Genomic DNA, 25,252 nt, shown 5'->3' with positions numbered 1-25,252 from the left:
GGGCCGGCGAGCGGGAAGCCGCCCGCGAGTGCTACCTGCGTGCCGCCCGCATGACGGACAACCTGCCCGAACAGCGCTACCTCACCCGACGGGCCGCCCGACTACCCGGGCCGTGACCCGTCGCCCGCCGGGCACCTCGACGCCAGCACACCGATCACCATGGCCAGAGCGACCGCCTGCGTCAGGGCGACGGCCGCGATCAGGCCCGCCACCGACCGGTCGTAGAGGAACCCGGCCGCGACTCCCCCGACGAGCGCGCCGGCACCCTGCACCGCGGCGAAGACGCCGTACGCGGTGGCCCGGCGCTCCCGCGGCACCAGATCGGCGACCAGCGCCTTGACCGTCGAGTCCTGCAACCCCACGGCCGCGCCCCACACCAGCACCCCCGCCACCGCCGCCGGCAGCACGTCGCCGAACAGCAGCGGCGCGCCGTCGCGACCACCTCCGTACGGACGAGATGGAACCCGATCAGCCCGAACGTCACCAGCCCCGCCGTGCACGACGCCATCACCGCCGCGAACCAGTGGAACCGACGCGGCAGCGCACCCCGACCGGCGACCGGCCCGGCCGACGGCATCGCGCCGGAAGCCGGCGGCAGACCCCGCGCCCGGCGCCGGATCCCGACCAGGAGCAGCACCGCCGCGACCGCCGGAACCGTCAGCACGGCCAGCCCCGGCCAGAGCGCACCCGCCGCCGCGACGACGGCAGCGACCAGCAACGGCCCGGCGAACGCGCCGATCTGGTCCAACGCCTTGTGCACGCCGAGCCCACGCCCCATACCGACCCGGCCGGCGGTATCGGCCAGCAGCGCCGACTTGGCCGGACTGCGGATCGCCTTCCCGAACCGCTCGGCGAGGATCAGCACCGCCGCGACAACCAGTCCGGCCCCGCCCAGCACCGGCGTGACGGCCAGCAGCGGCACGCACACCGCCGTGAGCCCTCGTAGACCATGTCCGCGGCGAGGCTCACCACGCCGAACCCGACGACCACCCGCCACGCCCGCCCGGCACCGTCGTCGGCCCCCGCCCGCCGTGCACGCGGGGCGTCGGCGCGAACCGTACCGGCGGCGTCCTCGCCCCCGGCGCTCATCAACCTCGACGCATGAGGCGGCCGACGGCGGCCATCATCTCGGTCGCCATTTCCTCGCCCTTGCCCTCGTCGGCACCGTGGCGCATGCAATGCCGGGCGTGGTCGTCCAGCAGCCCGAGCGCGACCTTGTCCAACGCCGCCTGGATCGCGCTGATCTGCGTCAGCACGTCGATGCAGTACCGATCGTCGTCGACCATCTTCTCCACCCCGCGCACCTGGCCCTCGATGCGCTTGAGGCGGCTCTGCAGCTGGTCCTTCGTGGCGCTGTAGCCGCGGGTCGGTGTGGTCACCGGTCCAATCTACCGAACCCCCCAGGGGTATGGCCACCCTCACTTGATACCCCAGGGGGGTACCGGTATGGTGAATCGGACCCGGCCGGTCGACGAGGCCGGCCACGAACTCGCAGCGAGGTAGTCATGCGCACACCGCTCAAGCTCGGCGCCTACGCGCTCGGGCTGGCGGCCGTCTTCACCGCGGCGGTCGGGGTCGGCAACCTGGCCGGCCCCACCGGGTCCGCACCGGCCGCTCACACCGACGACGGCCACGGTGCACGACCCGATGCCGCCGGTCACGACGAACAGCCGCAGAGCGGCACCCCGAAACCGCCCGGCGGCCTGCAGGTCGCTCAGGACGGCTACCGCCTGGTCCCGCTCACTCCCGCGCTGAGCACCGGCACGGCCCAACCGTTGCGGTTCCACATCCTCGGGCCGGACAACGTACCGGTCACCCGCTACACCACCAGCCACGACAAGGACCTGCACCTCATCGTCGTGCGCCGCGACCTGGCCGGGTACCAGCACCTGCACCCCCAGCTCGACGCGAACGGCATCTGGTCGGTGCCGGTGTCGATCGCCGACGCCGGGCAGTACCGGATCTTCGCCGACTTCATACCCGCCGGTCGCGCCGACGGACTCACGCTCGGCGCCGACATCCCGGTCGCCGGCGACTACCGGCCCCGGGCGCTACCGGAGGCGCAACGGACCACGACCGTGGACGGCTACACCGTCACCCTCACCGGCGACCTGACCCCCGGGACCGCGTCGAGGCTCACTCTGGCGGTCTCCCTCAACGGTGCGCCGGTGACCGACCTCCAGCCGTACCTCGGCGCGTACGGGCACCTGGTGGCCCTGCGCGAGGGAGACCTGGCGTATCTGCACGTCCACCCCGACGGCGCGCCGGGTGACGGGCGCACCGCGGCAGGCCCGCAGGTCACCTTCCACGCCGAGGTCCCGACCGCCGGCAGCTACCGGCTCTTCCTGGACTTCCAGCACAACGGCACCGTACGCACCGCCGAGTTCACCGCCGTCGCCGGCAGCGCGCCCGTTCCGGCCGGCCCCGCGTCGCCGGCGCCCACGCCCGCGCCGTCCGGCACGGGGCACGGCGATCCCGGCCACTCGCACAGTTAGGGACACGTCATGGCACCCGGCACCCGGCCGCTGATCGCCGCACCGCACCGGATCGAACTGGCCATCGGCGGCATGACGTGCGCCTCCTGCGCGTCGCGGATCGAGAAGAAGCTCAACCGCATGGACGGCGTCAGCGCCACCGTCAACTACGCCACGGAGAAGGCGACCGTCACGTTCTCCGGCGACGTCAGCCCGCAGGACCTGGTGGCGACCGTCGAGCGGACCGGCTACACAGCCGTTCTGCCGCCGCCGCCCGGCACCGGCGACGCGGAGCGGTCCGACGGCGCGACGATCGACGAACTGCACGGGCTCCGCACCCGCCTGTGGGTGTCCCTGGTGTTGACCGTGCCGGTGATCGCGCTGGCCATGGTTCCCGCGTGGCAGTTCGACTTCTGGCAGTGGGCCTCGCTGGCGCTCGCCGGGCCGGTCGTCGTCTACGGCGGCGCGCCGTTCCATCGGGCCGCCTGGACAAACCTGCGCCACGGTGCTGCCACCATGGACACCCTCGTGTCGATGGGCACGCTGGCGGCGTTCGGGTGGTCGCTGTGGGCGCTGTTCCTCGGCTCGGCCGGCACTCCGGGCATGACCCATCCGTTCGAGTTCACCATCGAACGCAGCGACGGCGCCGACAACATCTACCTCGAGGCCGCCGCCGGCGTCACGCTGTTCATCCTCGCCGGCCGGTACTTCGAGGCCCGCTCCAAGCGCCGCGCCGGTGCGGCCCTGCGCGCCCTGCTGGAACTCGGCGCGAAAGAGGTCGCGGTCCTGCGCAACGGGGTGGAGACCCGGATCCCGGTCGAGCAGCTCAGCGTCGGGGACCGCTTCGTCGTTCGACCGGGGGAAAAGATCGCCACCGACGGCGTCGTGGTCGAGGGCACCTCCGCCGTCGACGAAGCCATGCTCACCGGCGAGTCCGTGCCCGTCGAGGTCGGGCCCGACAGCCCGGTCGTCGGGGCCACCGTCAACGCCGGTGGTCGTCTCGTCGTGCGCGCCACCCGCGTCGGCGCCGACACCCGACTCGCCCAGACGGCAAAGCTGGTCGAACAGGCGCAGACCGGCAAAGCCGCTGTCCAGCGCCTCGCCGACCGCATCTCCGGCGTCTTCGTGCCGATCGTCATCGCCCTTGCGGTGGCGACGCTCGGTTACTGGATCGGTACCGGCGACGGGCTGACCGCCGCGTTCACCGCCGCTGTCGCCGTTCTCATCATCGCCTGCCCCTGCGCCCTCGGCCTGGCCACCCCGACCGCGCTGCTGGTCGGCACCGGCCGCGGCGCTCAACTGGGCATCCTCATCAAGGGCCCGGAGGCACTCGAGTCGACCAAGCGCGTCGACACCGTCGTCCTCGACAAGACCGGCACCGTCACCACCGGCCGGATGACCCTGCTCGACGTCACCGCGGCCGGCGACGAGGACGCCGATGAGGTTCTCCGCATCGCCGGAGCTGTCGAAGCCGCCTCGGAACACCCCGTCGCCCGGGCCGTCGCGGCCGCGGCGGCGGACCGATTCGGCGCCCTGCCGCCGGTGAACGGGTTCAGCAGCACCGAAGGGCTCGGTGTCCGCGGCGACGTGGACGGCCGCAACGTCGTCGTGGGACGGGCCAAGCTGATGCTCGACACCGGACTGCGGATTCCGCAGGAGCTTCGCGACGCCCAGGCCGCGGCGGAACGCGCCGGTCGGACGGCGATCCTCGCCGGATGGGACGGGCAGGGCCGCGGGCTGCTCACCGTGGCGGACGCGGTCAAGCCGACCAGCCGGCAGGCGGTCGCCGCGCTGAAAGCGCTCGGGCTGACCCCGGTCCTGCTCACCGGCGACAACGGCACCGTCGCCCGGGCCGTCGCCGACGAGGTCGGGATCAGCGACGTCGTCGCCGATGTGCTGCCCGCCGACAAGGTCGACGTCGTCAAGCGCCTCCAGGCCGAGGGTAGGGTCGTCGCGATGGTCGGCGACGGCGTCAATGACGCCGCCGCGCTGGCGCAGGCCGATCTCGGTCTCGCCATGGGCACCGGCACAGACGTCGCGATCGAGGCCTCCGACCTGACGCTGGTCCGTGGCGACCTGCTCGCCGCCGTCGACGCGATCCGCCTGTCCCGCCGCACCCTGCGCATCATCAAGAGCAATCTCTTCTGGGCGTTCGCCTACAACGTCGCCGCGCTCCCGCTCGCCGCGGCCGGCTTACTGAATCCGATGCTGGCCGGCGCGGCGATGGCGTTCTCGTCGGTCTTCGTCGTGTCCAACAGCCTGCGACTGCGCGGCTTCCGCTCGCAGCGGGGCACGGCATGACCGACGCGCCACCGCCGGACGTGCCCGCGGTGCTGGTCTGCCGCGGCTGCTGCTGCGGCACCGTCGCCAAGCACCCCGACACCGACCACGAGGCGCACCTCGCGCGACTGCACCGAGCGCAGGAGGCAGGCGAACTGACGGTGCGGGTCACCGACTGTCTCAACAACTGCGACAACAGCAACACCGTCGTCGTCCGCCCGTCCACGGCCGGCCGCCGCCTCGGCGGACGGGTCACCTGGTTCGGCGAGGTCCTGGATACCGGCCTGGTCGAGGAACTCGTCTCGTGGACCGCTGCCGGCGGGCCCGGCGCGGCGCGGCTACCGGCACGGTTGGCCGACCGTCGACAGGAGGCCCCGTCCGACAGGACCGTCGCACCGGGCGAGTAGCGCGACGTCGATCGGCATGATCATGAGTCGCCGGCCGGCGGGGCCAGAGTCTCACCGCCGGCCCCGTCGACCGTTCGGACGGGCTCGTGATCGGACGTTCGTTCGGCTTGGTACCCTCGTTCGGTGGAGCTCCGCCGGATTCTCAGGCGAGAGCACCAGTGGACCCCGGCAGCCGCATGCCTCGCGATCGTTGCGCTGCTGCTGTGCATCTCGCATGTTCAGGTGTCGGGACCGGTCGATGGCACCGGTGCGGCTTCGATCGCGACAGGCTGGTTCGTCGATCACGACCGCTCGCACCATCACCACGATCACGCAACGGCCGAGTGCTCCTCCGGACCCGCGATCGACCATCGCACCGCTGTGCACGTCGATGTGCAGGACTCCGCCTCGGTCGTCGACGCCCTCACCGTGGATATCAGGCGGGAAACGGTCGCGGAGCCGCCGAACGCCTACGGCCGGCCGTTATCCGGGCGCCAGAGATTGATCGTCATGTGCGTGGCGCGGAACTGATCGACGGCGAGTACCGATCGCCGTCGTTTCAGTCGCTCTCCGCCATGAGAGGTATGCATGCGTTCTACCACTGCCGCACGCCCGTTGCCCGGCCCGGCGCAGTTGCTCGGGTATCCGACCGGCGTGCATCAGTCGCCGACCGACCTGGTGGGCAATACCCCCACCCTCTGGGTCGGCGCTCCGTTCAACGATCCCGATGTCGGCTTCTGGGCCAAACTCGAAGGGTTCAATCCGGGCGGCATCAAGGACCGTCCCGCGCTGCACATGGTCGCCCGCGCACGACAGCGGGGCGATCTCCTGCCCGGAGCGCGGATCGTCGAGTCCACCAGCGGCACCCTCGGCCTCGGCCTGTCGTTGGCAGCCAGGAACTTCGGTCATCCGTTGACACTGGTCACCGATCCGGGCATGGAGCCGATCGTGCATCGGCTGCTCACCGCCTCGGGCGCCGACGTCGACGTCGTCACGCAGCCGCATCCGACCGGCGGCTGGCAACAGGCGCGTCGTGACCGGGTGCAAACCGTCCTGAACGGCGATCCGACCGCCTGGTGTCCCGACCAGTACCACAATCCCGACAACGTCGCGGCCTACGAGGGCTTGGGATTGGAACTGGTGGCCCAGTTGGGCCGCGTCGACGTACTGGTGTGCAGCGTCGGTACCGGCGGGCACTCGGCCGGAATCTTCGCACCGATCAGGGAGTACTTTCCGCACGCCCGCCTCGTCGGCGTGGACACCGTCGGATCCACGATCTTCGGCCAGCCCGCACGTTCCCGCCTGATGCGGGGCCTGGGCAGCAGCATCTATCCGCGCAACGTGCGCTACGACTGGTTCAGTGAGGTGCACTGGGTCGGTGCGGCCGAATCGGTGTGGGCGTGCCGGCAACTCGCGGCGCACGGCTACGTCTCCGGCGGCTGGAGCGTCGGTGCGGTCACTGTCGTGAGTTCCTGGCTGGCGCGGACCCTACCTCCGGGCACCCGGATCGCCACGGTTTTCCCTGACGGACCGCAGCGCTACTGGAACACCGTCTTCGACGACGACTTCTGCGGCCGCCATGGGCTGCTCGACGGCGACCCGCCCACCGAACCGGACGAGATCGACGATCCGGTCCGTGAGGTCCGTCGATGGACCCGCTGCACACGGGTCATCGACCCGACCGGGGACAACGCCTGATGGGTCAGCGGTGGGTTCAGTTTCGTTCCTTCGGGCGTCCCGCGAAGCTGCTGATGATCAATCAGTTCGGCATCAACCTCGGCTTCTACATGTTGATGCCGTACCTGGCGAACCACCTGTCCGCGAAGCTGCTCCTCGCGAGCTGGCTGGTCGGTCTCATCCTGGGGGTACGCAACTTCAGCCAGCAGGGCATGTTCGCGGTCGGCGGGAGCCTCGCCGACCGGTGGGGATACAAGCCGATGATTCTGGCGGGGTGCGGGCTGCGCACCGTCGGCTTCGTACTCCTCGGCCTCGTCGACTCGGTGCCCGCGTTGATCGCCGGAGCGGCGGCCACCGGAGTGGCCGGGGCGTTGTTCAACCCCGCCGTGCGGGCGTATCTGGCGGCCGACGCCGGGCCGAGACGGGTGGAGGCGTTCGCCGCGTTCAACGTCTTCTATCAGGCCGGCATCCTGCTCGGTCCGGTGGTCGGACTGGCGCTGACGACGGTCGACTTTCGCCTGACCTGCCTCAGTGCCGCGGCGGTCTTCGCGGTGTTGACCGTGGTGCAGTGGCGGGCCCTACCTCCCCGGCGCACGGTCGGGGCCGGCGACGGCGGCGTGGTGGCCGACGTGACCCGGTCGTGGCGGCAGGTGCTGTCCAACAGATCGTTCATGCTGTTCACGGCGGCCATGGCCGGCTCGTACGTGCTGTCGTTCCAGGTGTACCTGGCGCTGCCGCTGGCCATCCGCCGGGGAAGCGCTGACCCGGCCGAGGAGTCGGCGGCAGTCGCGGTGATGTTCGCGGCGTCCGGGCTGCTGTCCGTGCTCGCACAGATGAAGGTCACCGCATGGTGCCGGCAGCGGTGGACACCGCCGCAGTCCCTGGTCCGGGGTCTGGCACTGCTCGCGGCCGCGTTCGCCGTTCCTGCGACAGCCGGGTCGTGGCCACCGGGTCTCGTCGCGAGCGCGGTGACGGCCGGCCTGTTGATCGCCGTGGCAACCATGATCGCGTATCCCTTCGAGATGGACACGATCGTGGCGTTGTCCGGCGGGCACCGGGTAGCCACTCACTACGGCGTGTACCAGACGGTGTGCGGAGCGGCCATCGCGATCGGGAACCTGGTCGCCGGGGCGGCTTTCGACGCGGGTCGCGGCGGGGCCGCGGCAGCGGTGTCGTGGCTCGGTTTCGTCGTGGTGGGTGTGGCGTGCGCCGTGGCCGTACGGCAGCTGTCGCGGCGGGGCCTGCTGGAGGCGCGCACCGTCGAAGAGCCGGCCTTGGCGGCGGGAAGCCGGTAGAGCGGTGGGTCGGTCCGGCGTGGGCTTCCCCTTTGCGGGGCATCGGCCCTCGCCGGACCGCCCCGCCCGCCGTCCAGGGATCGGTCATGTGGTCTCTACCGGTGCGGTGTGCCGGCTCTGGAGGCGCCGGCCGTAGCCGGTCAGTCCGCGGGGCTTGTACACCGACAGGACCAGCGCGACGACGAGCAGTCCGATCGCCCCGGCGGCATGGAGAACCGGCGACGCGGTGCGCAACCCGGCCGGGCCGGTGTCCGGGTCGGCGGCCGATGCGGCGAGCGTGCCGAGCGTTCGCATGTACAGCAGCAGGATCGCCGTGGCGAGCACGTTCATCAGCAGCTTGAACACCACCCAGTAGTGCCGCGCCAGTCCCCATGTGCCGGCGAGGGACTGCACGAGACCGGTGAGCAGGCTCGCCACGCTGAACGGCACCAGCGTCGACCACCCGACGGGTTCGAGGATCAGGTAGGCGCCGCGCACCAGCGTCGCGTCGGTGGCGAGCAGCCCGAGCAGACCCACGGCAAGGGATGCGACGACGGCGCCGAGCCACCCGACCGACACCCCGACGTGCAGAACGAGCAGCAGCTTCCGCGTCCGCGGGCGCATCACCACGGCGGTGCGCCCGCGGCCGGCGCGGGGGCGCCCGTGCCGTGGCTCGCATGCCGGCCCGGCCCGTGCCCGGCCAGAAGCGCCACGACGATCAGCACCACCAGCACCGCGCCGACGATCGCGAACGCCTTCACCCAGCGGGGCGTGCCGCCACCCGGCGACGATCCGGTCATGACCCGCTCCTCCCGTTCGACCGTCCACCACTTTGCAAGACAGAGTGTATTTATGCAAGACATACTGTCACAGCAGAGGCGATGTGTATGGTGGACGCGTGCCCAGGCTGTGGAACGCGACGATCGACGAGCACCGGCGCACGGTGCACGCCGCGATCCTCGACACGGTGGCGGCGCTGGTCGGCGAGCACGGGCTGGCCGGGGTGACGATGTCGCAGATCGCCGCCGAGGTCGGGATCGGCCGGGCCACCCTGTACAAGTACTTTCCCGACGTGGAGGCGATCGTCCTCGCCTGGCACGAACGGCAGGTCAGCGAGCACCTCGCCCAGCTCACGGAGGCGGCCGCCGCGGCCGCCGAACCCGCCGAGCGGCTGCGGAGGGTGCTCCGCACGCTGGCCGACCTGTCCGGCGGCAGGCACCAGCACGGAACGGCCGTTCACGGCGCCGATCCGGCCGTTTCGCTGCATCGTGCCGAACACCTGCACAAGGCCCGCCACCGGCTGCACGCCCTGCTGACGGAGGTCATCGAGGCGGCCGCCGGGGCGGGTCATGTCCGCACCGACGTGCGTGCCGCCGACCTCGCCACCTTCGCCTCGCACGCCATGGGCGCCGCCGCGGACCTGCCGGGCACCCCGGCGGCCCGGGCCCGACTCGTTGAGCTCACTCTGTCCGCCCTGCACCGCCCCGCGGACAGCTGACCGCCGCGAGGTAGCGGTCCCGTCGGGACGGCCGCGGCCCGGCCGGTGTCGACCGGCCGGGCCTACCCCTGGGGCGCCGCTACTGCGGGCTCAGCCGCACGCGGCGCAGGAGTTGGGCGTTCGCGGCGACAACGATCGTCGAGGCCGACATCAGCACCGCCCCGACGGCCGGGCTCAGGGTGACTCCGGCCCAGGCCAGGACGCCGGCCGCGAGCGGGATCGCCACGACGTTGTAGCCGGCGGCCCACGCCAGGTTCTGGATCATCTTGCGGTAGGAGGCGCGGGACAACCGGATGACGCCGGTGACCCCGCGCGGGTCGGACGAGGCGAGGACGACGCCCGCCGACTCGATCGCCACGTCGGTACCGGCGCCGATGGCGAGTCCGACATCGGCCCGGGCAAGCGCCGGCGCGTCGTTCACGCCGTCCCCCACCATCGCCACGACGAGGCCGCGGGCCTGCAGGTCGGCGACGGTCCTGTCCTTGTCCGCCGGCAGGACCTCGGCGAAGACCTCGTCGACGCCGGGCCGGAACCCCAGGTCCGCGGCGACGGCCTCGGCCACCGGACGGGCGTCACCGGTGATCATGACGATCTTGCCCACGCCCTGGTCCCGGAGCTGCGCGACGGCCTCCCGGGCCTCCGGGCGGATCTGGTCCTCCAGCGCGAACGCACCCAGCACCTGCGGGCGCGCGTCGTCGGAGAGCCGGAGCAGGTGCAGGACCGCCGCACCGCGCCGGGACCACTCCCGCGCCTTCGGGGTCAGTTCGTCCGGCACCGTCACGCCACGCTCGCGCAGCAGCGCCGGCCCACCGACCGCGTACGTCACACCGTCCACGACCGCCTGGACGCCGCGGCCGGTCAGGGAGCGGAAGTCGTGCGCGGTGGCGACCGGCCCGCGGTCACGGGCGGCCGCGACGATCGCCTTGGCCAACGGATGCTCGCTGTCGGCCTCCACCGCGCCGCCGATGCGCAGCAGGTCCTCCTCGGTGTGCCCGGCGACCGCCGCGACGCCGTTGACGGTGTGCTCGCCCTTGGTCAGGGTGCCGGTCTTGTCGAACAGCACGGCGTCGACGGTTCGCATCCGTTCCAGCGCCAGCCGGTCCTTGACCAGGATCCCCGCCTTTGCCGACACCGCCGTCGACAGCGCGATCACCAGCGGGATGGCCAGCCCGAGCGCGTGCGGGCAGGCGATCACCAGAACCGTCACCGTCCGCACGACCGACTGGTCGAGGTCGCCCAGCGCCCACCAGGTCACGAACGTCACGAGCGCGGCGGCCGTGGCGATGTAGAACAGCATCGCGGCGAACCGGTCCGCGAGCACCTGCGCGCGGCCGCTCGACGCCTGCGCCTGCGCGACGAGGCGCCCGATGCCGGCCAGCGCGGTGTCCTCACCGACGGCCTCCACCCGCACCCGCAGCGCGGAGTCCGTCGCCACGGTGCCGGCCACCACCCGGTCCCCCACCCCGCGCGACACCGGCCGCGACTCGCCGGTGATCATCGACTCGTCGAGTTCCGCGGCGCCGTCCACGATGCGGCCGTCGGCCGGAACCCGGCCACCGGAGCGCACCAGCACCACGTCACCGACCCGCAGATCACCGACGTGGACGTGTTCCACGCCGTCCGCGGTGACGCGTTCGGCCTCGTCCGGCAGGAGCGCCGCCAGTGCGGCGAGCGCGCCCTGCGCCTGCCCGATGGCCTTCATCTCCTGCCAGTGACCGAGCAGCATGATCGTGACCAGGGCGGCGAGCTCCCACCAGAAGTCCAGGTCGAAGAGGCCGACGCTGGTGGCCGCCGACGCGACGTAGGCGACGGTGATCGCCATCGAGATCAGCAGCATCATGCCCGGCGCCCGGTCCCGGACCTCGCGCACGCCGCCGACGAGGAACGGCCAGCCGCCGTAGAAGAACACGACCGACCCGAGGACCGGACCGACCCAGGACATCCCCGGGAAATCGAGGGTGTAGCCGAACCAGTCCATGACCATGTGACTGGTCGCCACGATCGGCACCGTGAGGGCGAGACTCCACCAGAACTTGCGCCGGAACTGCTCCGGATCGTGACCGGCGTGTTTGTCGTGCCCGCCGTGGGCACCGTGCGAGCCATCGACGTGATGCGAGTGATGTTCGGCGACCGTATGCGGGTGCTGTGGCGCCATGGGGACCACCTCCAGAGCCCTCACCATACCCCCTGGGGGTATCCCCCGGCCAGTGTGCGCGAGGTCCGGTCTCAACCGGCTCGGACAACACCGCGGACGGATCCGTATCCTCCCGGGGGTGGACCGTAGCGAGGTGTCGATGCTGACCGCCGTGCTGAGCGCGGCCGAGGACGCACCACCGGTGGACGCCGTCGAGGCGGTCACCCGGGAACTCGGTGCCGCCCTGCACGCCCGGACGGTGTCGTTCCTGATCGCCGATCTGAGCGGGCGGGCGCTGGTCCGGCTGGCGTACGTACCGCTCGGCGACGCCGGCCCCGACGACCGGTCCGCCCGCCGCAGCGGCGACGAGGTGGCCACCGTGGTGCCGTTCGACGGTGGGCCGCCCGAGCAGGCGCTGCGCGGGCAGACCCCGCAGGTCCTCGCCGGCGACGGGGAATGGACGGTGTGGGCGCCGGTCACCGAACGCGGCGAGGCGATCGGACTGCTGGAGCTGACCCTGCCGGAGGAGCCGGACCCGCGCGCCCTGGACGAGATCGCCCGCACCGCGCACCTGCTGGCGTTCGTGGTGATCGCCAACCGGCGGCACACCGACCTGTTCGAGTGGGGGCAGCGCACCACGCCGTTCAACCTGTCGGCGGAGATCCAGCGCCGGCTGCTGCCCGCGGCGTTCACCTGCGAGGCCGGCGCGTTCACCCTGTCGGGCTGGCTGGAACCGGCGGCCAGCATCGGCGGGGACACCTTCGACTACTCGCTGGCCCGCGACCTCCTGCACTTCAGCGTCACCGACGCGATGGGCCACGGCGTGGCCAGCGCCCTGACCGCCACGCTCGGCGTGGGCAGCCTGCGCAACAGCCGCCGCCGCGGACAGAGCCTGACCGAACAGGCCCTCGCCGCCAACGCCGCGCTCACCGAGTACGCCGGGACCGCCAATACGTTCATCACCGCGATACTCGGCCGGATCGACCTGACCACCGGTGCGTGTGAAATGGTCAACGCCGGGCACCTGCTGCCGCTGCTCGTGCGGGACGGTGCGACGGAGCCGTTGGGACTTCCGCGCAACTTCCCGATCGGGATGCTGCCCGACTCGACGTTCCACGGCGGGACGGTGACGCTGCGGCCCGGCGACCGGCTGGTGGTCGTCACGGACGGGATGCGCGAACGCCGCGCGGCCGCCCTCGACCTCGACGCCGAACTACGACGCGCCGCCGGCCTGCACCCCCGGGAGGCGACCCGCGCCCTGGCCGACGCGGTCCTGCGGGTCGCCGGCCCCGTCCTGGACGACGACGCCACCCTGCTGATCATCGACTGGTACGGCGGGCACGGGCAGCCGCGGCACAGCACCTCCGGCGCCGACGAGGCACGCGCCAGCCCGCCCCTGGCCGACTGAGCGACTCCGCTCAACGCTCCCGGGCGGCGGCCAGATCATCCTCGGCCGCCTCGACGCTGTCGTAGAGGCCCACCAGACGATCCACCGAGGTCAGCTCCAGAACGCGGAACACCAGCGGCTGCACCCCCACCAGACACAGCTGCCCGGCCCGTTCCCGCAACCGCTTGTGGAACGACACGATCGTGCCCAGCGCGGTGGAGTCGATGAGCCGCACCTCGGCGAGGTCCAGCACGACGTGGCGAACGCCGTCCCGCAGCTCCCGCTCCAACGACGCCCGAAGCTCCGGTTCGGTCGCCAGGTCCACCACGCCGGACAACCGGATGACGGTGCAGCCACGACCCGGCCGCGTCGTCAACGACAGCTCCACACCGCACCTCCGCACTCCCGCACACCGGTCGCCGGCGTTGCCCGCCACACCGCCGGTATGAACGCTCACGTGCCCGCTTGTTGTTCATCACAAACGCCGAAGACGGCCGCGACCGGCACAATTCAACACGCGAAGGGCCACCAGGCCCGACGTTCCGGCGCGCCGCGCGACCCGGGTCTGTGCCTGCAACGTCCCATGTCGTTTTGCGTGCTCCGGCTAGGGTAGGCGCCGGCGGTGACCCTCGACGTGCCATTGCCGGACCGCGACCCGCAGTCGGGAGTCCCGCTGATGCGGCTGACCCTGACGGCGGTCCTGCCCCGACGGCCCTCGTCGGTGCGCGAAGCGCGACGCCTGCTCGACGGCCTGCTGAGCCTGGTCACCGCCGACACGAAGGTCCGCGGCGACGTGTCGGTCCTCGTCACGGAGGCGTGCTCCAACGCCGTCCGGCACGGCGACGCCGACACCATCGACCTTCACGTCGCGGTGGAGGACGGCAGGTGCGTGCTGGAGGTCGGCAACTGCGGCCACGTCCCCGACGGCGTCACACTACCGGCGCAACGCCCCGAGCCGACCCAACTGAGCGGCCGCGGCCTGCCCTTGATCACCGCGCTGGCGGAGCGTGCGGAATTCGTTCCGACGGCGCCCGACCATGTGCTGCTTCGCATGACCGTGCCGTTGCCCCGGCGGTAACGCGCGTCTGCCCCGCCTTCCCGCGGGACGGGCGCGTCGCGGTAGTGCCGCACACTCGGCGGCTCCGTCAGGTACTCCGCACACCCTCGCTCCACAGTGGACACCGCCCGTGGTGGCGCCGCGCTCGCCGATGCCGCATCGTGAAGGAGGAGCACCTCGGCCCGACGTGGCACCCTTCGTCGGCCTGGCCGACCACTCGCCGCGGTCCGGGGCCGACATCGCGACCGGGGCTACGCCTCCCGCCTGGTGCGCGCCGTCGCCGCCGGGATCCGCGCCCGGGCCGAGACGCCGTTCTACGAACAGCTCGGATTCGCGCTGCGGCGACGGATGCCGTTCCTCGGTGCGATCACTCCGGCAACGACGCGCTGAGCCGGTCCGTCCACTGAGGACAGTCGGCCGGCGACCACGATGGCCCTTCCGACGCGGGCACCGAAACGCCGTGCCGCGGGTGCCGTGGCCGGCCGGGTTCGCCGGCGAGTATTGATCGCCGGCGGGGTGTCGTGGTGGGGTGGCCTCGTGGCTGACGATCCGCGCCGTGCCGCGGCGCTCCGTGCCGCGTTCACCCGTGCCGGCGGGGCCGTCCGGACGCGTGCCTCGGACGCGGTGCTGGCGTTCGGGGCGCGGTTCGGCGGCCTGCCGCGGCTCGGCGTCGAGGTGGCGCTGGCCATCGTGTTACTGGTCCCGATGGTGGCCATACGGATCGCCGAGGCGGACCGGTTGGGCGATCGGTTCCTGGCGAGCCTGGTTCTGAGCGTGCTGATCGCGGGCAGCCTGATCGCGCGGCGCCGGGCACCGCTGGCGTCGTATCTCGTCGGTTCGGCCGGGTTGATCGTCGAGTCGCTGTGGATCGGTCCGGGCCAGGTCACCTCGTACGTGAACCTCATCGGCCTGTACTCGCTGGGCCTCTACGCCAGCCGCCGCAAGGCTCTCGTCGGGCCGGTGGTCCTGCTGCCCGGTGTGCTGGCCTACTTCTCGACCGAGACCGGGGCCTCCGAGACCGCGCCGGTCGGGGTCCTGTTCGTGTGGCTGCTGGCGTGGGCGGTCGGGTACAGCTTCGCCCGGCGGCGGGAGCAGATGGAGGCGCACCGCCGGCTGATGCGCCGGGAAGCCATCATCAACGAACGCGTCCGCATCGCCCGCGAACTGCACGACGTCATCGGACACACCGTCAACGCCATGCTGGTCCAGGCCGGCGCCGGCCGCATGGTGCTCGACACCGATCCGGAACGCGCCCGGGAGATGCTCGCCGGCGTCGAACGCACCGGCCGCAGCGCCCTCGTCGAACTCGACCGGGTCCTCGGAGTCCTGCGTTCCGACGACGATCCCGAGCCCGGCCTGGACGACCTCGACGCGGTCGTGGGGCCACTGGTGGACGCCGGGATGACCGTACGCGTCGACATCGAACCCGCGGCGCGCGGACTGCCGCGCACCCTGGAGCTGTCGGCGTACCGGATCGTCCAGGAGGCCCTCACCAACGCCGTCAAGCACGGCCGGGCGCGCAGCGCCGACGTGGTCATCCGGGTCCGCGACGGTGCGCTCGTCGTGACGGTGCACGACGACGGGCGTGGGCCAGCGCCGGGCTATCGCCCCAATCGCGGGCTGCTGGGCATCACCGAGCGGGTCGGGGTCTTCGGCGGGACGGTGGAGCACGGTCGCGACCCGGGCGCCGGCTTCACGCTGCGGGCCACCCTCCCGATGTCCGTGTCGGGAGATCCCGACCGGGCCGTCGAGGCCGAGGCGACGGCATGACCGTACGGGTGCTGCTGGCCGACGACGACGCGTTGCTGCGGACCGGCGTCGCGGTGGTACTGGGCAGCGCGCCGGACATCGAGGTCGTCGGCCAGGCGGCGGACGGGCTCTCGGCCGTCGAACTGAGCCGTTCGCTCGCGCCGGACGTCGCGCTGATGGACGTGCGAATGCCCGGGGTCGACGGCATCGAGGCGACGGGGCGGATCGTCGCGGCCGGGCTGGCGACGAAGGTGTTGGTGCTGACCACTTTTCCCAACGACGACTTCGTGTGGCGGGCCCTGCGCGCCGGGGCGAGCGGGTTCCTGCTCAAGCGCGCCTCGCCGGAGCGGCTCATCGACGCGGTACGTACCGTGGCCGGCGGCGACACCCTGCTGGATCCGTCGGTCACCCGATCGCTGGTGGAGCATTTCGTCCGCGGGGGCGCGCCCGACACCGGCTCACCCGAGCGGTCCCGGCTGGAACGGTTGACCTCGCGGGAGATCCAGGTGCTGCGGCTGATCGCCGAGGGACTCTCCAACGAGCAGATCGCCGACCTGCTCGTCATCGCCGAGTCGACCGCGAAGACGCACGTGAAGCGGATCCTGCAGAAGATCGACGCGCGGGACCGGGCGCAGGCGGTGGTGCTGGCGTACCGCGCCGGCCTGATGGCACCCTGACCGCTCCCCTGGGCCCGCTACCCCAGCTGGGGTACGCGTCGAGTCCTCTGTGGAGGGACGTTCCGCGCCTCCCGCGTCCATAGCGTCGTGCCCAGCTTCCAGGGAGGGAACGGGCATGAAAGCGTTGCTGGGCATGGTGTGGCGGGCGGTCCGCCCGGTGGGTGCGTTCCAGCGGTCGGTCTGGTGGGCCGGCACGCTGTTGGTCTTCTCCGGTGCGGCGCACCTGGTGGTGGCCGCCGTGGACGGTGGGTCGTGGTGGGGACCGGTGTCCTGGCGCAAGCCGGTCGCGTTCGGGTTCTCGATGGGTCTGCTGTTCTGGTCGTTGGTCTGGATCCTGCGGCAGGCACCGCAGCGGTGGTGGGTGCGGGTGCCGGCCGGGATCGTGGCGTTCTGCGGAACGGTCGAGGTCGGGCTCATCACGATGCAGCGTTGGCGCGGTGTCGCCTCGCACTTCAACGACACGACGCCGGTCGACGCGGGGATCTGGAGCGCGATCGGCACGCTGATCCTGCCGTTGACGCTCGGGGTCGCGTGGCTGACCGTCGCCGTGCTGGCGCGGTTCCCCGGAAGTATCGCGTCTCGGATCGCGGCCGTGACCGGCCTCGCGGCCGTGCTCGCGGCGGGCGCGATCGGCAAGGACATGGCGGCGATCGGCGAGGCCGCGTTCGACGCCACCGGCCAAGTGCCCGCCGACATTCTCTTCGGCGCGGCCGGCAGCGCCAAGCTGGCGCACGCCGTTGGCCTGCACGGCATACAGATCCTGGCGTTACTGGCGATCGGGCTGGACGCGGGACGGCTGCGGCCGCGCCAGGGCGGGCTGGCCATGCTCGCGGCGGCGCTCGGTTTCGCGGCGGTCTTCGGCGCCGTGGCGGCGACCGCGTACGCCGGCCGGGCCCCCTACGCGCCCACCGTGGCGATGTCGCTGCTGCTCGTCGGCGGCGCGATCGCCGTGGCCACCGTGGCGGTCACGGCGTTCGCCCTCCTGCCCGGCCGCCGAACCGGCACCGCCGAGGCGTCCGCGCCGGCACCCCTGCGCGCATCGGTGCGCATCGGCACCGGGTGGGCCGGGCGATGACCGCCACCCTTCCGCAGACCGCCGCGGCGGTCGCCCTGCGCGACGTCCGTAAGGCGTACGGCACACGGTCGGCGGTCGTGAACGCACTCGACGGGGTGACGCTGGAGTTCGGCCGGGGCCGGTTCACCGCCGTGATGGGTCCGTCCGGATCGGGCAAGTCGACGCTGCTGCACTGCGCGGCGGGGCTCGACCGGCCGTCCTCCGGGGAGATCGAACTCGCCGGCACGGCGCTCGGCAAGCTCAGCGAGACCCAACTGACGAAGCTGCGGCGGGACCGGATCGGCTTCGTGTTCCAGTCGTTCAACCTGCTGCCGTCGTTGACCGCCGAGCTGAACGTGGCGCTGCCCCTGCGCCTGGCCGGGAAGCGGCCGCAGCGGCGGGAGATCCGGGCGGTGCTGGAGTCGGTCGGGCTGGCCGACCGGGCCCGGCACCGGCCCGCGGAGCTGTCCGGCGGGCAGCAGCAACGGGTGGCGATCGCCCGGGCGCTGGTCACCCGTCCGGCCGTGCTGTTCGCCGACGAACCGACCGGCGCGCTGGACTCGACGACCGGGCGGGAGGTGCTCGTCCTGCTGCGGCGGATGGTCGACAGCGGCGGTCAGACGATCATCATGGTGACCCACGACCCGTACGTGACCTCCTATGCCGACCGGGTGGTGTTCCTCGCCGACGGCCGGGTGGCCGGCGAACTCGACGATCCGACGCCCCGCGCCGTGGCCGAGCGGATGGCGCATCTGGAGAGCAGCGGAGGTGTGTGGTGATCGCGGTCGCCTGGCAGACGATGCGGGCCCACCTGTCGGGCCTGGTCGGCACGTTCATCGCGCTCGCGTTGGGCGTGACCCTGCTGACGATGATGGCGCTCACCCTCGCCAGCACGGTCGGCGCCGGCGACGGCCCCACGCGGTGGTACACCGGGGCGGACGTCGTCGTCGCGGGTGCCAACGAGGCCAGTGTCACCACCGGCTCCGGCGAGGACCGGGAAACCGCGTCGGTGCGCACGCCCGAGATCCGGCCGCTCCCGGCGGACCTGCCGGCCCGGTTGTCCACTGTGGACGCCACCGTCGTGGTGGACCACGCGGGGTACGCGGCCACCGCCGGCGCGCCCGGCGACACCGCCCACCCGTGGTCGGCGGCGGGACTGCACGCCTACACGTGGGTCGCCGGTGGGCCGCCCGAGGCACGTACCGACATCGTGCTCAGCGCGCCCACCGCGCACCGCCCCGGCGACCGGATCACCGTGTCGACCGCCCGGGGTCCGATGCCGTTCACGGTCAGCGGGGTGGTGCGCAGCCCGGCCCAGGCCGCGCTGTACACAGTGGACGGAGTTGCCGCGGAACTTGCCGGTGGCAAGGTTTCCGCGATCGCGTTGACCGCGAAGGCGGGCGGGTCGGCCGCGGCGCTGGCCGAACGGGTCCGGGCCGTCGTCGGCGGGGACGGCGGCGTCCGGGTGCTCGTCGGTGCGGGCCGGCGTGGTGCCGAGCCGTACCCGGACAGCCAGCAGCTCACCGAGACGATCGCGCTGCTGGCGGCGAGCTGTGGCATGGCCGGGTTCGTGTCCATCTTCGTGGTGGCCGGCACGTTCACGTACGCCGTCGCGGCGAGGCGCCGGGAGTTCGGCCTGCTGCGGGCCGCCGGCGCCACCCCGCGCCAGGTGCGCTGGACGGTGCTCGTCGAGGCGCTTCTGGTGGGAACGTTCGCCGCCGGGGTCGGTGCCGCGGCGGGTGCGGCGCTGGCGCCCAGGTTCGCGCGGTGGCTGGTCGACAGCGGGTTCGCGCCGCCGACGTTCACCGCGCACTTCATCTTCTGGCCGGTGGCGGCGGCTTTCGGCAGCGGGCTGCTGGTGGCGCTGACCGGCGTGTATCTCGCCGCGCGGCGGGCCGGTCTGGTCCGGCCGATCGAGGCGCTGCGCGAGGCCGCGCTGGACCGGCGTGCGATGACACCCGCCCGCTGGCTGGTCGGCCTCGGCGCGATCGCCGCGACGCTGCCGATTCTCGCCGTCTTCCCCGACGCCGGTTCGGACAACACCGTCGCGCTCGCCATCGTCGCGGCGATGTTCCTGATCACCGCCTGCGCGATGTTCGCACCGCTGTTCGTCCCGCCGCTGGTGTGGCTGCTCGCCGCGCCGTTCGGCGCGCTGCTGGGGCCGATCGGCGTACTGGCCGGACACGGCGCGCGTACCGCCGTGCGCCGGACGGCCGCCACCGCGGCGCCGATCCTCGTCACGGTCGGCATCGCGGGCTCCACGATGGCGGCGTTCGCCACCCTGGCCACGGCTACCGACAGCGCCGCCCGGGAACGGATCGCGGCGGAGGCGACGGTCGTTCCCACGGCTGCTGAAGGGATCGCCGACTCCACCGTCGCGGCCCTGCGGACGGTGCCCGGCGTCGGCGCCGCCGTGCCCGTCACCGAGACACCGGTCTACGTACGCGAGAGCGACGAACCCAAGGACTGGACCGGGCGGTACGTCCACGGCCCCGACCTCGCCGCGGTGTTCGACCTGCCGGTGGTCGCCGGCAGCCTGGCCGACCTGACCGGTACCGACACCGCCGCCGTGCCGAGCGGGACCTGGCGGCTCGGCGAGACGGCGGAACTGTGGCTCGGCGACTCGACGCCGGTACGCCTGCGGGTGGTCGCGGTCCTCCCCGAGCAGCTCGACCTCGACGAGACGGTCCTGCTGCCGTGGGCCCTGCGCGACGCGCACACGCGCTCGCTCGCCGACGCGGTGTACGTGCGGCTGGCGCCCGGCGCCGATCCCGGTCCGGTGGCGGCGGTGGCGGCCGCCGGCGGCGGGGCCCTGATCCGCACCGCGCAATACCTGTCGGCCGCGTCCGCGCGACGCGACCGCACCAACCGGCTCGGGACCATCGCCGTCATCGGCATGGCGTTGCTGTACACCGGAATCGCGATCGCCAACACCCTCGTCATGGCGACCCGGGACCGGGCCCGCGAACTGGCCCTGCTGCGGCTCGGCGGCACCACGCCGGGTCAGGTGATCCGGCTGATCGGGGTGGAGGCCGTGCTGGTGACCGGGGTCGGCGCGCTGCTGGCGACGGTGGTCACCGCGGTCACCGTTCTGGCGACGCGGAACGGGCTCAGCGGGGCGGCGCCGTCGGTGGAGGTGGACGCGCCGTGGGGCCAGCTCGGGGCGATCGTGCTCGGCTGCCTGGTGACGGCGTTGCTGGCCAGCACGATCCCGGCCGCTTTCCTGCTCCGGCACCGGCCGGCCGGTCTGGTCGCCGCGCGCGAATGATCCATCACCCGGAAACCCTCATCGACAAGGAGATCGGACGTTGATGGCATACAGCGGTTGGGGTTGCCTGCCCGCGGTCATGTTCGCCGCGGTGGTCGGCCTGTGGTTCAAGCTCGTCGACGACGGCGGGGGCGACTGGGCGCGAGCCAGCCTGATCAGCGCCTTCGTGGTGCTGGTGCTGGGCGGGGTGAACCTCCTGTTCGCCATGGGACTGAACAGGGCGGAGACCCCGCGGGGTCACGTGTGGACCGGGCGGCACGCCGCCAACGGGACGTCCCTTCAGGGCCACACGCCGGCGTTCCTCGGTCTGGCGGCGGCGCTCTTCGCGGGCTGGACGGTCCAGTGGGTGCCGTGGCCGGTCGCGGTCGTCGCGTACCTGTTGCTCACCGCGCTGTACTACGCCGTTCCGACGGGACTGCGCACGATCGAGAAGAACCGGATCGTCGCCCGCCGGCAGCGATTCGCGGCGGAGCGGGATCTGTCGATACGTAAGGAGTTGCCGTCCCTCACCACGCGGTGGACGTTGGACCCGCCGCGGGCGGCGCCGTTCGAGTCGCTCGCCGCATCGATGAACGCGCCTGCCAAGCCGACGCTGCGGGAGGCGTTCGCGGTGGTGTCGGGTGTGCACGAGGAGGACCGCTTCACGATCGCCGACGCCTACGTAGCGGTGCCGCACGCGCCCGCGAAGGCTTGGCAGCAACGGCGTATCACCATCTGCGCCGTGCATCTCGAGGTGGCCCTGCCGCACATCCGGCTATCGGTTCGACGCGACGGCGACGGCGTCGAGGTCGGGGTAGACACCGCGGTGCCGCAACTGGCTCAGGCGCTGGTGACGGCGGACGTCGTGAACGCGATGGTCGACTCGGGGCTGCTGTCGTGGGAGATCCAGGGTCGCGACGCGCTGGTCTTCCTGGAGCAGGCGGGTGACCACCAGGATCCGGACGCGGAAGCGCTCGACACGGTCGAACTGCTCGGCATCGTGACGTCCTGGCTGCCCGAGGAGCTCGCCACGTGGGGCGGCGGTTCACTTCCCGACCTGCCGTCGAGTTTCGAGCCCGCCTGACCGGGCGGATCCCCGGCGGGCGCGGGTGCCCGGTGCGGCCCCGTCGGAGGGCCGCACCGGCTTCGCGTCAGGCCAGGACGTAGGTGAGGGAGGAGCCGGACTGGTTCTGCACCCGGGGAACGCCGGCCGGCGGGTGCGGCGCCCGGTGTTCGATGCGGCCCAGGTGGCCGGTGTTCGCGCCGTAGGCTCCGACGATGTACCCGGTGGCCGGGTTCTTGTCGTCGATGACTCTCAGCGTGCCGCCCTGGATGTCTTTGTTGCCGTTGAAGTCGAACGCGCGGCGCAGGTTGTCGGTCCGGGACGCGTCGGCGACCACGATGGTGTCGTAGCGGAGCAGTTCGCTGCCGGTCATGACGAAGCCGGCGTTGTCGCTGCCGGTGACCGTGATTCCCGGCTCGCCGTCGACGTCGGTGATGTAGTGGCGCCCGTTGGTGAGGTTGACGCCGGACTTGCCGGCGTTCTCGATGGCGAGCCGGCTGATCCGAACGGTGCCGGTGGCGGTGCTGGTGAGCGCCCGGCTGTGGGAGTCCCGCACGGTGATGTGGTGCAGGCGGACCTCGTCGCCGTCGGCGAGTTCGATGCCGTAGCGGTTGGTGGGGTTCGCCGGGATGGTGACCCCGCCGCCGTGATAGACGAATCCGTTCTGGAACACCACGTTTCGCGGCGTGCGGTCGGCGTATCCGTCCCGGTCGACCAGCAGCCCGGCGACGGCGCTCCAGTTGACCCCGAAGTGGTCGACGGTCACGTCGCTCTGGCCGATGACGGTGATGCCACGCGTCCGGGAATCCGTCACCGAGGAGTTGGTGAGGAGGCCGCCGGTGTTGGCGGGGCCGCCGGTGTAGCTGACGAACGAGATGCCGTCGTCGCCGGTGTTCTTGCACCTGATGTTGTTGCCGTAGCCGTCCTGGCAGTTGGCGAAGTGCACGCCGTCGGCCATCGTGTCGGCGACGACGGCGTCATCGACGGACGGGGTGCGGCAGACCCAGAACACGAGGCCGCCACCGGTCGAGCCGCGCACGTTGAGCCGCCGCACGGTGGGGCTGATCGCGTTGTCGAAGGTGATGTTCCCCTTCGAGTGTTCCTCGCGGATCGTCGGCAGGGCCGCGTACGTGGCGTGGACCCCGATGAGCGTCGCACCGGGACTGTAGCGGGCATAGTGCAGGTACAGGCCGCCCTGGCGCGGATCGGTGAACACCAGTCGGGCGGTGGGTGTGCTGTCGGCGGCCCCGTTCTGCATCTCCAACGTGCCGGCGAAGTTCTCGATCAGCAGAGCCGAACGACCGTCGTTGGCCGCGGCGCTGTTGTCGAGGCGATAGTCCCCCGGCGGAAAGAACACCGACGCGGTGGAGTTGGTCAACGCCCGTACGAGGTTGTCGCGATTGGTGCGGGCGTCGTTGCCCGGCGCGATACCGAGCTGTGGTGCGGGTGTCGCGGCGGCGGCAGCGGCGGCTTCCGGCCGGGTGCCGGTGAGAACGCCGGCCGCGGTGCCGGCGAGGGCCAGTCGGAGGAACGCCTGCCGGCTCAGCGGTACTCGGGCAAGGCGATCGGTGGGGAGCGAAGCTGGTGTGTGCACGGTTCTCCCTTCAAAGGGCGGTCCGGATGAACCTGTCCCGTGCCGTGCCATACCCCATCGACCACTCTTCAGCCCGTACGCGGCGACAATTCGCCGATCGTCCACAAGGGACGGTCCGGGTCGGAAAGGCCGCGGTCCGTCAGAGACGACGCGCCAGCCATTCGAGAATCACATCGAACCGCGCGAGTCGATGACTCGGTAGGCCCGATCGGGACAGGCCGTGCCCCTCGCCCGGGAAGATGACGAACTCGACCGGAGTCCCCGCCCGCTTCAGAGCGGAGAACAGCCGTTGCGCCTGCTCCAACGGGCAGGTCAGGTCCTGCTCGGAGTGGATGATCAGCGTCGGGATCCTGATTCGGTCGGCGTACGTCAGTGGACTGCAGCCGGCCCATCGACTCGGATCCAGGTCATACGCTATCTCCCAGCCGTGATCGGCGGTGGCGGCGAAGCTGTCGAACGAGTAGGTGCCGCGCTCCGCGATCGCCGTCTTGAAGCGGCTGCCGTGGTGCGCGGCGAGCCACGCCGTCATCAGCCCGCCGTAGGAGCCGCCCATCACCGCGATCCGGCCCGCGTCAAGGTCGCCGTCGAGCAGCGCCTCGTCCAGGAGGGAAAGCAGGTCGGGCGCCACCGAGGCGGTACCCCAATCCCGTGCGGCGGCCTGCCCGTGTGCTCTTCCGTAACCGGACGAGCCGCGCGGGTTGCCCATCACCACGGCGTATCCGGATGCGGCGTAGACCTGGGCCTCGTCGAAGAGCTCCCATCCGAACTGCACGTGCGGTCCACCGTGAATCAGCAGGAGCACCGGGTGCGGCCCCGCGCCGGCCGGACGCACGGTCCACCCGTGTACGGGGTAGCCGTCGGGAGCCGTCGCGGTGATCTCCTCCATCGGTGCCAATCGGATGCCGCGCAGCGACGCACCGAAATCCGTCACCCTTCGCTCGTCGTTCCCCGCGGCTTTCACCACCAGTTCACCGGAACAGGTGTCGCTGCCGACGCCGGCGACCAGCATCGTCAGGTCACGACCGGCCGCGAACCCGTACACCTGCCGCCTTCCGCCGATGAGCGTCCGCGGCGTGGTTCCGTCGTACGGGGCCAGCAGCAGTTCGACCGCACCGCGGCGCTCGTTCGCGTACACGACGCCATCGGCCACCGCCGCGATCGGTTCGGTGGCCCACGGGAGCACATGGGTGTCCGCCGGGTCGGTGAGCTCCCGAGGACCGGCCGATCCGTCGGACGGAGCCAGCCAGACGCCGTACGAGCGGAACGACGGTGCTTCGTCGACGACCTCTTTCGCCACGAAGCAGACGTTCCTGCCGTCGGGCGTGAACTGCACCGTCCTGGCGCGCAGGCCGCCAGCGGTCAACGCGCGCAGGTCCGAGCCGTCGACCGCGCAGGTCCAGACGTCGACACGAAGGTCTTCGCCCGCGCGTTCGTGTCGGGCCGCGACGAAGGCCAACCGTTTCGAGTCCGGGCTGAACGTGGCGCGCCCGTGGTCGTAAGGGCCGCGTGAGATCTGTACCGGTGAGGGGAGTTCGACATGAGGGTCGACGACGAAGACATGCGCCGGCCGATCCCGGAAATATCCCAGGCCGTCTTCGCGGTACGCGAGGGAGGTGATCCGCCGCGGGCCCTCACGCTCCGGACCCACGCCCTCCACTGTCCCGTAGCGGCCGGGTTCCGGAACCCTGGCCCGGAAAGTGA

The 25,252-nt window shown here is 72.1% G+C and carries 22 protein-coding genes and 2 pseudogenes; 16 read left to right on the top strand and 8 right to left on the bottom strand.

What is annotated here, in order from left to right:
• Positions 1-101: 101 nt before the first annotated feature.
• Positions 102-1,089: pseudogene (locus Val02_RS24520) on the bottom strand (MFS transporter).
• Positions 1,089-1,388 carry a metal-sensitive transcriptional regulator gene (locus Val02_RS24515; protein ID WP_203901543.1) on the bottom strand — a complete coding sequence of 100 codons (300 nt, stop codon included), beginning with the start codon at positions 1,386-1,388 and terminating at the stop codon, positions 1,089-1,091. Before Val02_RS24515 ends, Val02_RS24520 begins: the two are co-directional and overlap by 1 nt.
• Positions 1,389-1,505: 117 nt before the next feature.
• On the opposite strand from Val02_RS24515, the gene Val02_RS24510 reads away from it, so the two are divergent.
• From Val02_RS24510 to Val02_RS24485, 6 genes are all read left to right on the top strand, one after another.
• A complete protein-coding gene (locus Val02_RS24510; RefSeq protein WP_203901522.1) occupies positions 1,506-2,495 on the top strand; it encodes a DUF8832 domain-containing protein in 990 nt (329 codons plus the stop codon).
• 9 nt (positions 2,496-2,504) lie between these two features.
• Positions 2,505-4,775, top strand: a complete 2,271-nt coding sequence (locus Val02_RS24505; RefSeq protein WP_203901521.1) for a heavy metal translocating P-type ATPase — start codon at positions 2,505-2,507, stop codon at positions 4,773-4,775.
• Positions 4,772-5,161, top strand: coding sequence for a hypothetical protein (locus Val02_RS24500; protein ID WP_239153305.1), 390 nt, complete (start codon positions 4,772-4,774; stop codon positions 5,159-5,161). The genes Val02_RS24505 and Val02_RS24500 overlap by 4 nt, the downstream gene beginning before the upstream one ends.
• A 123-nt stretch (positions 5,162-5,284) precedes the next feature.
• Positions 5,285-5,671 (top strand): hypothetical protein, encoded by a 387-nt coding sequence (locus tag Val02_RS24495; RefSeq protein WP_203901520.1) that lies wholly within the window; start codon positions 5,285-5,287, stop codon positions 5,669-5,671.
• A gap of 57 nt (positions 5,672-5,728) precedes the next feature.
• Positions 5,729-6,838, top strand: coding sequence for a PLP-dependent cysteine synthase family protein (locus Val02_RS24490; RefSeq protein ID WP_203901519.1), 1,110 nt, complete (start codon positions 5,729-5,731; stop codon positions 6,836-6,838).
• Entirely contained in the window at positions 6,838-8,112 is a 1,275-nt protein-coding gene (locus tag Val02_RS24485; RefSeq protein ID WP_203901518.1) for an MFS transporter, read from the top strand. The genes Val02_RS24490 and Val02_RS24485 overlap by 1 nt, the downstream gene beginning before the upstream one ends.
• An 84-nt stretch (positions 8,113-8,196) precedes the next feature.
• Here Val02_RS24485 and Val02_RS24480 read toward each other — a convergent pair whose 3' ends face one another.
• Both Val02_RS24480 and Val02_RS24475 read right to left on the bottom strand, forming a co-directional pair.
• A complete protein-coding gene (locus tag Val02_RS24480; protein WP_203901517.1) occupies positions 8,197-8,715 on the bottom strand; it encodes a DUF2269 domain-containing protein in 519 nt (172 codons plus the stop codon).
• Positions 8,715-8,891 carry a hypothetical protein gene (locus Val02_RS24475; RefSeq protein WP_203901516.1) on the bottom strand — a complete coding sequence of 59 codons (177 nt, stop codon included), beginning with the start codon at positions 8,889-8,891 and terminating at the stop codon, positions 8,715-8,717. The genes Val02_RS24480 and Val02_RS24475 overlap by 1 nt, the downstream gene beginning before the upstream one ends.
• A 98-nt stretch (positions 8,892-8,989) precedes the next feature.
• On the opposite strand from Val02_RS24475, the gene Val02_RS24470 reads away from it, so the two are divergent.
• On the top strand, positions 8,990-9,589 hold the full coding sequence (locus Val02_RS24470) for a TetR/AcrR family transcriptional regulator (RefSeq protein ID WP_203901515.1): 600 nt from the start codon (positions 8,990-8,992) through the stop codon (positions 9,587-9,589).
• 79 nt (positions 9,590-9,668) lie between these two features.
• Here the strand turns inward: Val02_RS24470 and Val02_RS24465 are convergent, their stop codons facing one another.
• Positions 9,669-11,744 carry a heavy metal translocating P-type ATPase gene (locus Val02_RS24465; protein WP_203901514.1) on the bottom strand — a complete coding sequence of 692 codons (2,076 nt, stop codon included), beginning with the start codon at positions 11,742-11,744 and terminating at the stop codon, positions 9,669-9,671.
• Between the two features lie 118 nt (positions 11,745-11,862).
• On the opposite strand from Val02_RS24465, the gene Val02_RS24460 reads away from it, so the two are divergent.
• Positions 11,863-13,131, top strand: coding sequence for a PP2C family protein-serine/threonine phosphatase (locus Val02_RS24460; protein ID WP_239153304.1), 1,269 nt, complete (start codon positions 11,863-11,865; stop codon positions 13,129-13,131).
• A gap of 10 nt (positions 13,132-13,141) precedes the next feature.
• Here Val02_RS24460 and Val02_RS24455 read toward each other — a convergent pair whose 3' ends face one another.
• Positions 13,142-13,567, bottom strand: a complete 426-nt coding sequence (locus Val02_RS24455) for an STAS domain-containing protein (protein ID WP_239153303.1) — start codon at positions 13,565-13,567, stop codon at positions 13,142-13,144.
• Between the two features lie 165 nt (positions 13,568-13,732).
• On the opposite strand from Val02_RS24455, the gene Val02_RS24450 reads away from it, so the two are divergent.
• From Val02_RS24450 to Val02_RS24415, 8 genes and pseudogenes are all read left to right on the top strand, one after another.
• On the top strand, positions 13,733-14,188 hold the full coding sequence (locus Val02_RS24450; protein WP_203901513.1) for an ATP-binding protein: 456 nt from the start codon (positions 13,733-13,735) through the stop codon (positions 14,186-14,188).
• A 216-nt stretch (positions 14,189-14,404) separates the two neighbouring features.
• Positions 14,405-14,557, top strand: a pseudogene (locus Val02_RS24445) (GNAT family protein); the annotation flags it as partial.
• Positions 14,558-14,704: 147 nt separating this feature from the next.
• On the top strand, positions 14,705-15,937 hold the full coding sequence (locus tag Val02_RS24440) for a sensor histidine kinase (protein WP_203901512.1): 1,233 nt from the start codon (positions 14,705-14,707) through the stop codon (positions 15,935-15,937).
• Positions 15,934-16,593 carry a response regulator gene (locus Val02_RS24435; RefSeq protein ID WP_203901511.1) on the top strand — a complete coding sequence of 220 codons (660 nt, stop codon included), beginning with the start codon at positions 15,934-15,936 and terminating at the stop codon, positions 16,591-16,593. Before Val02_RS24440 ends, Val02_RS24435 begins: the two co-directional genes overlap by 4 nt.
• Before the next feature lie 115 nt (positions 16,594-16,708).
• A complete protein-coding gene (locus Val02_RS24430; RefSeq protein WP_203901510.1) occupies positions 16,709-17,668 on the top strand; it encodes a hypothetical protein in 960 nt (319 codons plus the stop codon).
• The gene (locus Val02_RS24425; protein ID WP_203901509.1) at positions 17,665-18,426 is read left to right on the top strand and encodes an ABC transporter ATP-binding protein; all 762 of its coding nucleotides are present in this window, start codon (positions 17,665-17,667) and stop codon (positions 18,424-18,426) included. Before Val02_RS24430 ends, Val02_RS24425 begins: the two co-directional genes overlap by 4 nt.
• Positions 18,423-20,915 carry an ABC transporter permease gene (locus tag Val02_RS24420; protein WP_203901508.1) on the top strand — a complete coding sequence of 831 codons (2,493 nt, stop codon included), beginning with the start codon at positions 18,423-18,425 and terminating at the stop codon, positions 20,913-20,915. Before Val02_RS24425 ends, Val02_RS24420 begins: the two co-directional genes overlap by 4 nt.
• A 43-nt stretch (positions 20,916-20,958) precedes the next feature.
• Positions 20,959-21,978, top strand: coding sequence for a hypothetical protein (locus Val02_RS24415; protein ID WP_203901507.1), 1,020 nt, complete (start codon positions 20,959-20,961; stop codon positions 21,976-21,978).
• Between the two features lie 67 nt (positions 21,979-22,045).
• On the opposite strand, the gene Val02_RS24410 is transcribed toward Val02_RS24415, so the two are convergent.
• Together Val02_RS24410 and Val02_RS24405 are read right to left on the bottom strand one after the other, a co-directional pair.
• A complete protein-coding gene (locus Val02_RS24410; protein ID WP_203901506.1) occupies positions 22,046-23,551 on the bottom strand; it encodes a hypothetical protein in 1,506 nt (501 codons plus the stop codon).
• Between the two features lie 139 nt (positions 23,552-23,690).
• Positions 23,691-25,199 (bottom strand): S9 family peptidase, encoded by a 1,509-nt coding sequence (locus Val02_RS24405; protein WP_239153301.1) that lies wholly within the window; start codon positions 25,197-25,199, stop codon positions 23,691-23,693.
• Between the last annotated feature and the right edge of the window lie 53 nt (positions 25,200-25,252).

The organism is Virgisporangium aliadipatigenens, from assembly GCF_016863615.1.
GTDB classification, from domain to species: Bacteria; Actinomycetota; Actinomycetes; order Mycobacteriales; family Micromonosporaceae; genus Virgisporangium; species Virgisporangium aliadipatigenens.
The sequence above is the reverse complement of the archived record's forward strand: the minus strand, read 5'-3'. Positions and strand labels throughout refer to the sequence as shown.